The 12,417-nt window shown below is 61.0% G+C and carries 15 protein-coding genes; 1 reads left to right on the plus strand and 14 read right to left on the minus strand.

Features of this window, described 5'->3' with window-relative positions; all coding sequences use genetic code 11:
• Positions 1-95: 95 nt before the first annotated feature.
• Positions 96-1,448, minus strand: a complete 1,353-nt coding sequence (locus H4I97_RS14005; RefSeq protein ID WP_182305267.1) for an ABC transporter substrate-binding protein — start codon at positions 1,446-1,448, stop codon at positions 96-98.
• A 299-nt stretch (positions 1,449-1,747) separates the two neighbouring features.
• Between H4I97_RS14005 and H4I97_RS14010 the strand changes: the two genes are divergently transcribed.
• Complete coding sequence (locus H4I97_RS14010; protein WP_182305268.1) at positions 1,748-2,773, plus strand: LacI family DNA-binding transcriptional regulator; 1,026 nt, start codon at positions 1,748-1,750, stop codon at positions 2,771-2,773.
• Positions 2,774-2,799: 26 nt separating this feature from the next.
• Here the strand turns inward: H4I97_RS14010 and folD are convergent, their stop codons facing one another.
• The 13 genes from folD to H4I97_RS14075 all read right to left on the minus strand — a co-directional run bounded on the left by folD (position 2,800) and on the right by H4I97_RS14075 (position 12,416).
• Positions 2,800-3,699, minus strand: a complete 900-nt coding sequence (gene folD, locus H4I97_RS14015; protein ID WP_182305269.1) for a bifunctional methylenetetrahydrofolate dehydrogenase/methenyltetrahydrofolate cyclohydrolase FolD — start codon at positions 3,697-3,699, stop codon at positions 2,800-2,802.
• 140 nt (positions 3,700-3,839) lie between these two features.
• Positions 3,840-4,568, minus strand: coding sequence for a WecB/TagA/CpsF family glycosyltransferase (locus H4I97_RS14020; protein WP_244658655.1), 729 nt, complete (start codon positions 4,566-4,568; stop codon positions 3,840-3,842).
• A 329-nt stretch (positions 4,569-4,897) separates the two neighbouring features.
• Positions 4,898-5,428 carry a flagellar basal body-associated FliL family protein gene (locus H4I97_RS14025; protein ID WP_182305271.1) on the minus strand — a complete coding sequence of 177 codons (531 nt, stop codon included), beginning with the start codon at positions 5,426-5,428 and terminating at the stop codon, positions 4,898-4,900.
• Entirely contained in the window at positions 5,428-5,793 is a 366-nt protein-coding gene (locus H4I97_RS14030; RefSeq protein WP_182305272.1) for a hypothetical protein, read from the minus strand. Before H4I97_RS14030 ends, H4I97_RS14025 begins: the two co-directional genes overlap by 1 nt.
• 22 nt (positions 5,794-5,815) lie before the next feature.
• The gene (locus H4I97_RS14035; RefSeq protein WP_182305273.1) at positions 5,816-6,370 is read right to left on the minus strand and encodes a rod-binding protein; all 555 of its coding nucleotides are present in this window, start codon (positions 6,368-6,370) and stop codon (positions 5,816-5,818) included.
• Between the two features lie 32 nt (positions 6,371-6,402).
• On the minus strand, positions 6,403-6,813 hold the full coding sequence (locus tag H4I97_RS14040; RefSeq protein ID WP_182305274.1) for a hypothetical protein: 411 nt from the start codon (positions 6,811-6,813) through the stop codon (positions 6,403-6,405).
• A gap of 9 nt (positions 6,814-6,822) precedes the next feature.
• Positions 6,823-7,572: a flagellar biosynthetic protein FliR gene (gene fliR, locus H4I97_RS14045; RefSeq protein WP_182305275.1), complete on the minus strand. Its 750-nt coding sequence runs from the start codon at positions 7,570-7,572 to the stop codon at positions 6,823-6,825.
• The gene (flhA, locus tag H4I97_RS14050) at positions 7,569-9,656 is read right to left on the minus strand and encodes a flagellar biosynthesis protein FlhA (protein ID WP_182305276.1); all 2,088 of its coding nucleotides are present in this window, start codon (positions 9,654-9,656) and stop codon (positions 7,569-7,571) included. Before flhA ends, fliR begins: the two co-directional genes overlap by 4 nt.
• 118 nt (positions 9,657-9,774) lie before the next feature.
• Positions 9,775-10,041, minus strand: coding sequence for a flagellar biosynthesis protein FliQ (gene fliQ, locus H4I97_RS14055; protein ID WP_182305277.1), 267 nt, complete (start codon positions 10,039-10,041; stop codon positions 9,775-9,777).
• Between the two features lie 48 nt (positions 10,042-10,089).
• Positions 10,090-10,566, minus strand: a complete 477-nt coding sequence (gene flgD, locus H4I97_RS14060; protein WP_182305278.1) for a flagellar hook assembly protein FlgD — start codon at positions 10,564-10,566, stop codon at positions 10,090-10,092.
• Positions 10,557-11,006 carry a flagellar biosynthesis repressor FlbT gene (gene flbT, locus H4I97_RS14065; RefSeq protein WP_182305279.1) on the minus strand — a complete coding sequence of 150 codons (450 nt, stop codon included), beginning with the start codon at positions 11,004-11,006 and terminating at the stop codon, positions 10,557-10,559. Before flbT ends, flgD begins: the two co-directional genes overlap by 10 nt.
• On the minus strand, positions 11,003-11,350 hold the full coding sequence (gene flaF / locus H4I97_RS14070) for a flagellar biosynthesis regulator FlaF (RefSeq protein WP_129333647.1): 348 nt from the start codon (positions 11,348-11,350) through the stop codon (positions 11,003-11,005). Before flaF ends, flbT begins: the two co-directional genes overlap by 4 nt.
• A gap of 37 nt (positions 11,351-11,387) precedes the next feature.
• On the minus strand, positions 11,388-12,416 hold the full coding sequence (locus tag H4I97_RS14075; protein ID WP_182305280.1) for a flagellar hook-associated family protein: 1,029 nt from the start codon (positions 12,414-12,416) through the stop codon (positions 11,388-11,390).
• Position 12,417 lies beyond the last annotated feature (1 nt).

The raw sequence follows: 12,417 nt of genomic DNA on the forward strand, positions 1-12,417 counted from the left end.
GATGTCCTCCCCCGGCGCGTGCCATCCGGCTGTCCAGATCGTCCGGGACACTGATCCCCGGACGATCCGTCAGCGGCATTCTTGCGTGTACAAGCTTACTTGATGGCGTCCCACGACTTCTGGATGGACGCGGCGACGTCTTCGGCAGACTTGCCGCCGACGAAGTCGACCATACCGGTCCAGAAGCTGCCAGCACCCACGGCACCCGGCATCAGGTCGGATGCGTCGAAGCGGAACGTGGTCGCCTGCAGCAGGATATCATTCATCTTGCGGACGGTCGGATCGGTGAAGACTTCCGTATTGACCTTCTTGTACGGGGTCAGGAAGCCCTTTTGTGCCATCCAGATCTCGTGCGCGATCGGCGACTTCAGGAACTCGATGAAGGCGCGGGCGGCCTTGCTGTCCTTGGTGATGGTGAAGGTCGTGCCGGCACCGAGAACCGGATTACCCAGATCCTTGTCGGCGTAGGCCGGGAAGTAGAAGAAGTCGGCATCCTCGCCGACGACCGTGCCTTCGGGGAAGAAGGACGGGATGAAGGACGCCTGGCGGTGCATGTAGCACTGCGGCGGCGAAGAGAAGAGACCCTTCGGAGAATCGCGGAAATCGGTCGAGGCGACTGCGCTCGCACCGCCGGCCACGAACTTGTCGTTCTTGGCGAACCAGCCAAACTCGTTGATGGCGTTGACGACGACCGGGTCGTCGAACTTCATCTCGTTGGAAACCCACTTGTCGTAGTTTTCCGGCGTGGTGGTGCGCAGCATGAGATCCTCGACCCAGTCCGTCGCCGGCCAGCCCGTGGCCGCGCCCGAACCGAGACCGATGCACCACGGTGTGCCACCGTCGGCGACGATCTTTTCGGTCAGCGCCTTCAGGTCTTCCATTGTCTTCGGCACTTCATAGCCGGCATCCTGGAAATTCTCCGGCGAATACCAGACGAGGGACTTCAGGTCGGTCTTGAAGGGGAAGCCGTAGAAATGCTTCGCGCCGTCCTTGCTGGCATAAGTACCGAGATCGACCCACGACTGGCCGGCCGCATAGTTGTCCTTGAGCCAAGTAGCGTTGTCGTCGCCGAGATCGGTCAGAAAGCCGCGCTTTGCCATGTCGGATGCCAGGCCGGGCTGCGGAAAGATCGCGATGTTCGGGGCGGAGCCTGCCTCGAGGTCGACGACGATCTGCTGCTCGAAGCTGTCGGAACCGGTGTAACGCACGTCAGCACCGGTCGCCTCGGCGAAATAGGCAAGAACACTTTCGACGAGCTGCTGGTCCGGCCCGAGCCAGGGCCCGAAGATGGTGATCTGCTCGCCCTTGAGCTGCGTCTTCTTCAGCTCTTCATAACTTGCCCAGTTGAATTTGCTGTCTTCGCCGGGCTTGAACTTCAGCTCCGCAGCACCGGCGGTCACGGCGGTCAGGGCGAGTGCGGCGACGCCCAGCGTAAAGGCTCTCTTCATGTGATCTTACCTCCCATCACACATTCCGACGGTTGATCCGACGGGCCAAATTATCAATAAGCGGGTCATTCAAAGCGCTTTGGCTCCTCAGTCATTTCACCTTGCGGGAAAAAGAGTCAAGCGCTTTTCATCAGGCCGCGTCCAGACTGCACGTGATTTCGCAATCCCTCAAACAACCCGAGATTGCCCGTTTATTTTCTTGTTGTCAGCCCCCGACCTGCTGCTAAATAGGCCGAACGTTGCGGCGGACCGGCATCCTGTCCGGCCGACGCGACGGCGTCTGGGAGGAGTGGAGGACCGTGAACCTCAAGCAATTGTCGGAACTTCTCGGCCTGTCGCAGACGACGATCAGCCGGGCGATCAACGGCTATCCCGAGGTCAACGAGGAGACGCGAAAGCGCGTACTCAAGGCCGCAGCGGAAACCGGCTACCGGCCGAACCGGGCGGCGCAGCGGCTTGCGACCGGCAGAGCGGGCTCGATCGGCCTCGTGATGCCGACTGCCGCCGGACACGCCTCGGACGTACATTTCGGCGAATTCCTCGCCGGTATCGGCGAGGAAGCGCTGAAGCATGACTTCCACTTCGTCATCATGCCCGCCCATCCGCGCGAAGAAGAGCAGGCGATACGCTGGCTGGTGTCGAGCGGCAGTGTCGACGGGTATTACCTCGCGTACATGCGAGAACAGGATCCCCGCATTGCTATGGCGAAGTCGCTGCGCGTGCCCTTCCTGATCCACGGGCGCTCGCACGGGATCGAGGAGGATTATCCCTATCTCGACGTCGACAACGAGGGTGCGTTCCGGGACGCGACCGACCTCCTGCTCGACCTCGGCCACCGGCGGATCGCCCTTCTCAACGGCCCGCGGGATCTCGATTTCGCCATCCGCCGCAAAGTGGGGACGAAGGCGGCGTTGAAGGCACGCGGTCTGACACTTGACCCCGCTCTGACCCACCACACGGCGATGACCGACGAACAGGGCTTCCGGCAGATGTCGGCGCTGCTGCGCGAAGAGAACCCGCCGACCGCCGTGCTCTGCGCCAGTACCGTGCTGGCGCTCGGTGCGGTCCGGGCGATCAATCTCGCCGGCCTCCGGCTCGGGCACGATATCTCGCTCGTCGCCCACGACGACGTCCTGCCGCTTCTGAAGCCGGAAAACTTCACGGTACCGCTGACGACCACCCGTTCATCACTGAGGGCCGCCGGCATCCGCATCGCGGAGCGGCTGATCGCGCAGATCAAGCGGACAGACCCGCAGCCCGCGGAGCAGGAGCTCTGGAAGGCGGATCTCGTCATCCGGGCCTCCACCGGACCGGCGCCGCACTGAGCATCCGGCCCGCTCGAAGCCCAAAGTCAGAATTTCGGCGCCGGCTTGCCTTCCGCACGGTAGGCGGCGATCACCGTATTGGCCATCAGCATGGCGATCGTCATCGGCCCGACGCCCCCGGGAACCGGCGAGATGGCACCTGCAACCGGTGAGCATTCCGGGAAGGCGACATCGCCGACGAGGCGCGTCCTGCCCTCGCCCCGCTCCGGTGCGGCGATGCGGTTGATGCCGACGTCGATTACAGTTGCGCCCGGCTTCACCCAGTCGGCCTTGACCATCTCCGGCCGGCCCACCGCCGCCACAAGGATATCGGCGTTGCGGGCGAGCGCCGGCAGGTCACGGCTGCGCGAATGGCCGATGGTGACGGTCGCGTTGGCAGCGAGCAGGAGCTGGGCCATCGGCTTGCCGAAGAGGTTGGACCGGCCGATGACAAGCGCATTGAGGCCGGAAAGATCGCGGCCGTGGATCGAGCGGACAAGGATCATCGCACCGGCCGGCGTGCAGGAGACCAGCCCGGTTTCGCTGTCCCCGGTTGCAAGCTTGCCGGCATTGACGACGTGCAGGCCATCAACGTCCTTCTCCGGCAGGATCGACTGGATGACCTTTTCCGAATCGAGATGCTTGGGGAGCGGCAGCTGGACGAGCACACCATGCACGGAGGGGTCGGCGTTGAGTTCGGCGACCAGCGCCATCAGCGCCTCCTGCGTCGTTTCCTCGGGCAGCGTATGCTGAACCGAGGTGAAGCCGCATTCCTTCGCCATCCGGCTCTTGGAAGCCACGTAGGTCTGGCTCGCCGGGTCGGTGCCGACCAGAACGACCGCCAGTCCCGGGCGCCTGCCGGTCTCCTTTTCCAGATCCGTCGCCGCCTTCGTCACCGCTTCGATGACCGAAGCTGCCGCCTTCTTGCCGTCAATAACCGTCGTCACGCTCATCCCCTTCACGTTGGTTCACTGCCGGCAAAGCTAGCGTCCGGGAAGTAGCGCCGTTTGCCTGTGTCCGCCCTATGGTGTCAAAAAACGGCAATTGCAAGCGGAAACCGGGTGTCACACGGCGGCAAGTCCGCGCATCAGCGGGCGGCGGAGCCGGGCTCTTGCGGACCCCGGTTGACAATCTTGTGCCACGCGACCCTGAAGAGGAAGACGGGGATGCCGACAACATAGCGGTACCAGAGACGCTTCGGCTCGATCCAGAGCCGGTAGGCCCATTCGCACCGCAACCGCCGTACCCATTCCGGCGCACGCGGTACCCGCCCGGCGAGGAAGTCGAAGAGCGCACCGACCCCGATCACCACGCGCGCATGTTCCTCGGTGATATGGCGGCCGATCCACTTTTCCTGGAGCGGCGTTCCCATCGCAACGAGCAGGACGTCTATCTTTGCTGCGGCGAGCTTCTCCAGCACCGCGCCACTGTCGTCCTTGTCGAAGAAGCCGTCGGCGATCTCGATGATTTCATGCCAGGGACTGTGTTCGCGCAGCCGCGCCGCAGCCGTCGACAGGACGTCCGGGTGGCCGCCGATGAGGCCGATGCGCCGTTTCGCCGCCATGTAGGTGAGCAATGCAGGGACAAAGTCCGTTCCGTTCAGATTTGCCGCAAACGGCACGCCGTTAAAAGACTTCGAGGCGATATCCATGCCGATCCCGTCCGGCAGGATGAGACGTCCCTCGAGTACTTGCCGGTATTCGGGGTCGATGAAGGTGATGTTGGCGTTGTTCGCGTTGAGGAAGAATATCTGTGTCTGACCCGCCGATGAGGCCGCGACATCGCTCACATGGGCAAGCGCCTCCTGCCAGCTCATGTTGCTGACCGGGAATCCGAAAACCGGCCGATGGGGCGGGCGAGCTGTTTCGCTTGCAGCAGACATCATTTCAAATTCGCTTCGGCCCGACTGCGGGAGCGTCGTCGAAAACGTCGGCAAAGAGGCGCATCAGACGACCACATGGTATCAGTCTCTGGGAGAACATTCGGCATTCCTCTAGCAGCAGGATATCACCTGGCGCTTAAGGATATCACTCGAATGCGCAGCGACGCATTAATCGCGCATTGAATATACCGGGGGCAAGTCTTTCATCGGAGATCCGGATCTCCCGGCAGGATACGCCTCCGGGTAGAAGCCGCTCCTTGCGGTCAGTGGGAAGCCGGGTCCTCGACCTTCACACCCTCGACGATCTTGACGGACGGTGAGACGGGGCTCTTCGGTGCCTCGGCCGTGGCACGGACGTCTTCCTTTGACAGGTAGTCGAGTTGTTCGACCAGCACTTCCTCGACGAGGCCGTCGCCAAGCCGCTTGTTGATGTCGACCTTGATCGCCTCGCGGAATGCCACGAGGTCGAAAGCCTGCATGTTGGCGATATCGACCATCTTGTTGCCGACCAGCAGGGTGAACAACTCGTCGGTCATCAGCTCCGACATCGGCAAGTTGATGCCCTTGAGCTTCTCCTTGTCGACCATGAAGGAGATGCGTCCGAGGAAGTAGCCCTTGACGCCTCCGTCGGCGATCATCGGAACGGTGATCGACTCTCCGCGAACAAGCTCCGTCGGCGCCTTGGCGTCGGCTTGGGGTGCAGCAACGGGTGCCGTCGCCAGACGGACGGAGAAGAACACCGCCCCGAGCGTCACGATGCAGACCCACAATCCGGCGACGAGCAGCTTGACCATCAGTTTTCGCTGTACCGGAACTGTTCCTGAGAATAGGTGCCGTCGGCATCGGCGTCCCTGACGGCTCCCTTGAGTAGGTCAGCCACGGCGCGGACGGCGTGAAGATGGGCCTCGACGCGTTGTGCGTTCAGCTCGAGCTTCTTCTTCAGGCTGTGCATCTGCTCGATATAGCCGGCGGCCAGATCCCGCGGATCGGAATCCCGGCAGAGCATGGTGAGTTCGTAGAGACAACGGCTCTTGTGCGCATTCGACACCTTCAGGTCGAACTCCGGATCCTTGCCTATGCGCTGGTTCTCGTTGTCGATAATCATTTCAAGGCGGCCGAGAACCGTCTTGATGCGGTAGTCGCTAGAGGTGACTTCCATTTACAGCCCCAGATCTTGGTTGTTATGCGCTGTGTTTTTCGGTTTCCGAAACGCCGAGCGTGCGTCGCTCGAGATCGGTAACCATGCTGAGGGCGACACTGCGGTCCTTCTCGTCGACGGCGGCGTTGATTACGCCCTTCGAGCGGTGACGCGCGAGTTCCTGCGAATACATCTGGTCGGCGATGCCGATACCGCCGTTTTCGGAGAGCACGCCGCCGATCTGCTCGGCCATCATGCTCTTCCACATTTCACCGGCGTTGCCCTTGCCGTAAACGGCTTCCGCATCCGTCGGCAGCATGGACTTGACGAAGTTCTGCAGCACCACCGATTCGAAGTCGCGATAGACCTTCGGCGTTTCGTCGTGTGCGGTCTTCTGGACGTTGCCGAGGCCGGCCTTCGATGCAGCGCCGTCGAGGATATCGACAGCAGCCCCGAAACCGGCCCCCTTCTCCGCAAGGCTGGTCGCGGCGAAGGCCGCCCGATTCGCCTTCAGGCGCGCCTGAGCCGCCTGAACTTCCAACGGGTCGGCCGCCTGGACCACGTCCAGGACGAGATCGCTCGGAGGTGAGATTGCCACGTGATCGTCCTCATTGCTTGTTCGCGGGACTATCACTCCTGAAGCTTGCTGGAGGCTGGCGTCGCGTAACGCATGTCCACCATGTCGTAAATGGCGTTGTCTTCGGCCTCGCGGTCCTCGTCCAGCCGGGCCTCCTGTCTGTTCTCTTCCAGACGGTCCCCCTTCACGCGTTCCCTGACGACCTTCGCCTCCTGTGCCTGCTGGATGCCGGCAAGCTGCTTTTCCATGTTCGCCAGACGGTCGAAACGTTCGGCATAGCTCTGTGCGAAGAGACGATGGACCGGGTCGAGCGAGCCGATGGCATCCATCACCGTGTGCATAGAGGCGGAGACTTCGTCCCGCTGCCTCGCCGTATTGGAAAGGTCGCTCTCGGCCATACGTTCCATGTGCCGCTGGACGGAGACGAGACGGGCAAGCTTTTCCGATTTCTTTTTCGGTCCCATGCCCCGTTCCTAACCCAGGAATATGACGGCGAACTGGGATGCGAACTGGCTGACCAGCGCGGCGATCGCGAAATAGAGAAGGAAGAGGCCGCCGATGATGAGATAAGGCAGTGAAATGAAGTAGATCGGAATCTGCGGGGCGAGTTTGTTGATCAGACCGACGGAGAAGTTGAACATCAGTCCGAAGATGATGAAGGGGCTCGCGAGCCGCAGCATCAAGTAGAATGTCGCGCTGAGGGTATCCGTCAGCGAGATCAGCATCTTCTGGGCATCCGGGAAGACGCCGAGCGGCATCAGCCCGTAGGAATCGACGAGCGCGCGCAGCACGGTGTGATGGAAATCCATCACGAAGAGCAGCATCAGGCCGGCGAAGCTGATCATGTTGGTGAGCTGATTTTCGCTCGTATCCTCGAGGATGTCCGCGCCGCCCGGCGCGTTGAACCCGATCGACATCGAGATTGCCGACCCGGCGAATTGCAGTCCGAGAACGAAGAGACGCGGGATCATTCCATACATCGCTCCGATGAGTGCTTCGCCGGCAACGATGCCGATGTAGCCGTAGCCGGCGGACTGCACCTTCGGATAGATGACATCCCAGAGAACCGGAAGCACGGCGAGCGAGACTGCGAAGGCGATGAAAAGCCGGATCTGGGGAGCGACCCGCGCCGACGAAAAGCCGGGGAGAACCATCAGACACGTCCCGATCCGGCAGAAGGCCGCAAACAGGGCCAGCACCGTCCCCTCGGGGTCGGTTATCATGAGATGGAGCCCAGGATCTTGATTTCGATGCCCTTGGCCAGTTCAACATGCGAGAGAACCGGCAAGGTCGCGAAGAGCCGTTCAATGATCATGCGGACATAGGAGCGCGTTTCCGGAGACGTGACAAGCACGAAGGGCATGCCGCGGTCCATGAATTCACGGATTACTTTGCTCGCCTGCTCGCTGAATTCCTCCAGACTGCGCGGATCGATGTCGAACTCAACGATCTCGCCCTTGGCGTCGCGCTTCAGCGCCTGATGGAAAATCAGGTCCCATTTGCTGCCGAGGCGCAGCACCCTGAGCACGCCGTTGTCAGCGAGATCGCCGCAGAGCTGCTGTGCCATGCGTACCCGGACGTGTTCGACGATCTGTTCGGTCTTGCGGACGTGGGGTGCAAGTTCCGCCACCGCTTCCAGAATGAGGTGCAGGTTTCTTATCGATACACGCTCGGCAAGCAGGAGCTTCAGCACCGCCTGCAGTCCCGAATAGGACATGTGCGAGGAACAGATTTCGTCGGCGAGCTTCTTGTATTCCGGATCAAGCCGGTCGATCAGGATCTTGACGTCCTTGTAGGAGAGAAGCTGCGGCAGGTTGTTGCGGATGACCTCGCTCAGATGCGTCAGCACCACGGAAACATTGTCGATCGGGTGGAAGCCTTCGCGCTTCAGATCCTCGGCAAACGCTTCCAGGACGGAGACCGCCGGCATTCCGAAAGCCGGTTCCCGGATATCGTCACCGGGGACCTTCGGCTTGCGCCCGGAACCGGTGATGACGAGCACCTCGCCCACCCGAAGCTGGTTGGAAGCGACGGTCGTGCCGTGGATGCGGATCTGATAGGCCTTTTCGGGAATCGCGATATCGTCGGTGACCTTGATCTCCGGAACAACGAAACCGTACTGGCTCGCGAACTTGCGGCGCATCTTGCCGACGCGGAAAGCGAGTTCCTGGTGGGCGCCGAGCAATCGGGTCGAGACGAGCTTACCGAGCGCCAGCTCGATCTCCGCGGTTTTCAGCACCGACTTGACCGAGTCCTTCTCGGCTTCCTTGGTCTGGATGACCTTCTTCTCCTCCTGCTCGCGCTTCGCCTTGTTCTCCGCTTCGATCTGCCGCGGAATGAACCAGCTGCCGAAGGCCATGATGCCGCCGAGGGCGAGGAAGGGCACCAACGGCAGGCCGGGGATGATCGACAGCAGCACCATCAGGGCGGCCGCGACCGACAAGGCGCGGGGATAACCGCTGAGCTGGTTGACAACGGCCTGGTCGGTCGAGCCCGGCGTGCCGCCGCGCGATACCAGAAGGCCGGCGGCCAGCGAGACAATGAGCGCCGGCACCTGCGACACGATACCGTCGCCGACCGACAATTTCACGAAAACGTCCGCCGCTTCACCGATTTGCATGCCGTGGCGGAAATAGCCGATGATGATACCACCGAAGATGTTGATCGCGGTGATGATGAGCCCGGCGATGGCATCACCGCGGACGAACTTGGATGCACCGTCCATGGCGCCGAAGAACGAGCTTTCCTGCTCGAGTTCGTGACGGCGACGCTGGGCTTCCTTTTCGTCGATGATGCCCGCCGAGAGGTCGGCATCGATCGACATTTGCTTGCCGGGAATGGCATCAAGAGTAAAGCGGGCGCCGACTTCCGCGATGCGGGTCGCACCCTTGGTGATGACGATGAAGTTCACCGTCACCAGAATCATGAAGACGATGAGACCGATGACGAAGTCACCCGACATCACGAGGCTGGAGAAGCCGGCGATGACACCGCCTGCGGCCGTGTGCCCTTCATTGCCATGGGAAAGGATCACGCGCGTCGTCGCGATGTTGAGCGACAGCCTGATCATCGTCGAAATCAGCAGAATGGTCGGGAAGGACGAGAAATCGAGCGGCCGCTGTATCCACAACGAGACCATGAGGATGAGAACGGAAAAGGCGATCGAGAAGGCGAGGCCCATGTCGATCAGGAATGGCGGAATCGGCAGGAACAGGATGCAGAGGATGACCACGATGCCGAGGGCGAATCCGACGTCACGACCGTTCGGACTGACCTTTGGAAGGGGGACTGCAGTGGGTTGTGCCATAACTCGTTCCGTCTCTTCATGAGAAGGTGGCCGAAAACTGGACGCAGTCGGCCGTATTCACCTGAAGACTTAGGAAACGAAGCTTGCGCGAGGGTGACAGACGGAACGAAGGGTGGACCTAGAAACCCGACTGCACCCGCGAAAAGACAAGGTTGGAAAAGAGAGCGATCTGCCCGCCGACGAAGGGGGCGCTGATGCCGATCACGATGAGGATGGTGACGATCTTCGGAACGAAGGTGAGCGTCATTTCCTGAACCTGGGTGAGCGCCTGGATCAGGGCGATCGTCACGCCGACGACCATGGCCGCGAGCACGGCCGGACCGGATGCCACGAGCACCGTCCATACCGCAGCCTGCATGATGTCCAGGGCGTCGGCCTCGTTCATCGAGCGGAAATCCCTCTTTTCGGCACGGGAATCACATCCCGCATGTCATTACGCAGAGGTATCAGTACCGCTGCCCGACGTCGAGGGCTTGCCGACCGTCACACCGACCGTGATGGGGATTTCCTTCCCGTCCGTGGTAGTCGCAACCATCGTATCGGCATAGACGCGCACCGACTCGATGATGCCGGTATTCTTGCCGTCAGCGCTGGTGATCGTCTGGCCGATGTAGTTCGAGGCGGCGCTCAGCGCGTCGCCGGTGATCAGCGTTTCGAGTTTGGCATTGGTCTGGATCGTCTGCTCGACCTGAGAAAACGTCGCGAGCTGCGCGATCTGTTCCGTGGCGTCCATCGGATCGGTCGGATCCTGGTTCTGCATCTGCGCGATCAGCAGCTTCAGGAAAGAGTTGTAGTCGAGAGACGCCGAGGCCGCGGCATCCGATGCCGACTTGTCGTTGGCCGCCGCAGTCTTGGTGGTCGACGCGGCATTGTTCGTACCCGTCGCAGCATTCACCGCGTTTACCGCCATGGTGCGATCTCCTTGCGAATCTGCTCCACCGTCGCCGGTGTGATCTCCTGGCTGTTGAGGATGCGATCCTCGATCGGATAGAGGCCGCGGATCGCCTTCAGGGCGTCAAAGGCGCGGCCGGAGGTGACCATGCCGTCGATGCGCTTCAGTTCCGCCAGAACCTCCTCGTTCTGGAAACAGGCAAGCAGCATGGTGATCGACTTGCGGAACATGGTCATCGACTGTTCGCGACCTTCCGGATTGATCAGCATCATCTGTGCGATGAAATAGAGCTGCCGAAGCGGGGTCGTCGCGTCTTCCGGCTGCAGGACGTGGTTTTCGAGCAGGAAGGTGACGTCGTTGAGGAACTCCAGCGCGACCTTGCGGTCGACACGCAGCACTGCGCCGTTGATGAAGATGCGTTCCCCGGATTTGAGAGAGATGCGCAGTGTACTTTTCATTTCAGTCCATCCCTGATGATGGTTGTCACGTCTATTATGCTCTGAAAGTTGTTGGACTCACGCTTCCTGATCCGATCGCATTCCTTCAAGATCCAGATGGCGATGGAAATCAGATTGGCGCGCAGCTCCGCCCCGAGTTCGTTCTCGGGCTGCTTCAAATCCTCGATGAGACGGATCCAGACTCGACGCGTATAGAAGAGCGCCTCGATGGCATTACGGGAGTACTCCCCGTCGTCGCGCGCCTTTTCGAGCAGTTCGATCGAGCGCGACAGCGCCTGCCGTTCACGGTCCTTGGCGTTCGCGACGTCATCTTCCATGATCTCGGCATATGTGAACTGATACATTCAACTGTCCTTCATAGTCATGGCTTCCCTTTGATCATCAAAGGTAGTTCACGAGACTCAACTGCTGGATCTTGGCCGTGAGGGTGTAGGATGCTTCGGCGAGCGACAGGAGATTGTTGACCCGCGTCGAGGCTTCATACGCATCAACCTCCACCCGGTCGGCTTTCGTCGTGTCGAGAATATTGATCTGAATCTGCAGCGAAGTGTTGGCTTTCTTCACCCGGCTCTGGGAAAGACCGAGCTGGGTGCGTTGCTCGTTCAGCCCTGCAGTTGCCTTGCTGACGTAGGCGATCGCCTTGTCGGTGACGACCGAGCGCACGCTTTCGTCCAGATCCTGACCGAGCAATTCCTTGGCAACTACCGCAGCAAGTGCAAAGTAGCGCATGCCGTTTTCGTTGGCGCTGGTCGATGTTTCCACGACTTCGCTCTGGCTGATGCGGCTCGTCATCACCCCGTCGGCGGCGTTCGACCAGTCCGTCGTCCAGTTCGCCCCGGTGTACATCGGCTCGATGACGTTGGTGATGAAATCGTCCATTTCGGTGGCCGTTTTCGGTGTCGACCACGGATAGGCGGCATAGGCCGCATCGAAGGAGGCCTTCGCCGCGGAGGTCGCATCGTACTCGGCAAGCGGCTGGACGTCGGTGTTGACGCCGGAAAACAGGTACTCGCCGCTGAATGAGGTGTTGGCCAGATTGGTGAAGTTGGACAGCACGTTCGAAACCGTGTTGACGGCCACCGTAATCGTCGTCGTCGTGCCGGACTGGCCGAGCGCGATCAAGGCGTCCTGCATTTCCTGCGCGGAGGTCGCCATCTGATTGAGAGCCTCCTGCGAGGCCTCCAGACGCTGCGTGACGATCGCATTGGTGTCGATCATCGACTGCAACCGTATGCCGTCGCGAGTCAGATCGAGAACTCTCGACGTTTCGCTACCGATCGAAGCTCCGACGTCGGCATACATGCCTGTCGTAACCTCTTGCTGCGCCTTGATGAGTTCGGCCTGCGCCTGCCGGATGGTCAGGCGCATCGAGGTCTGGATGGAGAGATTCGAAACGTTGCTCGTCGACATC

The organism is Ciceribacter thiooxidans, assembly GCF_014126615.1.
Lineage (GTDB): Bacteria > Pseudomonadota > Alphaproteobacteria > Rhizobiales > Rhizobiaceae > Allorhizobium > Allorhizobium thiooxidans.

Bases quoted from the DNA above. Each gene is read 5' to 3' on its own strand.
- fliR (WP_182305275.1), bottom strand. From the start codon at position 7,572: ATGATAACCGACCCCGAGGGGACGGTGCTGGCCCTGTTTGCGGCCTTC.
- H4I97_RS14020 (WP_244658655.1), bottom strand. From the start codon at position 4,568: ATGAGCTGGCAGGAGGCGCTTGCCCATGTGAGCGATGTCGCGGCCTCA.
- flbT (WP_182305279.1), bottom strand. From the start codon at position 11,006: ATGAAAAGTACACTGCGCATCTCTCTCAAATCCGGGGAACGCATCTTC.
- fliQ (WP_182305277.1), bottom strand. From the start codon at position 10,041: ATGAACGAGGCCGACGCCCTGGACATCATGCAGGCTGCGGTATGGACG.
- H4I97_RS14025 (WP_182305271.1), bottom strand. From the start codon at position 5,428: ATGGTCAAGCTGCTCGTCGCCGGATTGTGGGTCTGCATCGTGACGCTC.
- flaF (WP_129333647.1), bottom strand. From the start codon at position 11,350: ATGTATCAGTTCACATATGCCGAGATCATGGAAGATGACGTCGCGAAC.
- flhA (WP_182305276.1), bottom strand. From the start codon at position 9,656: ATGGCACAACCCACTGCAGTCCCCCTTCCAAAGGTCAGTCCGAACGGT.
- H4I97_RS14075 (WP_182305280.1), bottom strand. From the start codon at position 12,416: ATGTCGACGAGCAACGTTTCGAATCTCTCCATCCAGACCTCGATGCGC.
- H4I97_RS14040 (WP_182305274.1), bottom strand. From the start codon at position 6,813: ATGGGACCGAAAAAGAAATCGGAAAAGCTTGCCCGTCTCGTCTCCGTC.
- flgD (WP_182305278.1), bottom strand. From the start codon at position 10,566: ATGGCGGTAAACGCGGTGAATGCTGCGACGGGTACGAACAATGCCGCG.
- H4I97_RS14030 (WP_182305272.1), bottom strand. From the start codon at position 5,793: ATGGAAGTCACCTCTAGCGACTACCGCATCAAGACGGTTCTCGGCCGC.
- H4I97_RS14005 (WP_182305267.1), bottom strand. From the start codon at position 1,448: ATGAAGAGAGCCTTTACGCTGGGCGTCGCCGCACTCGCCCTGACCGCC.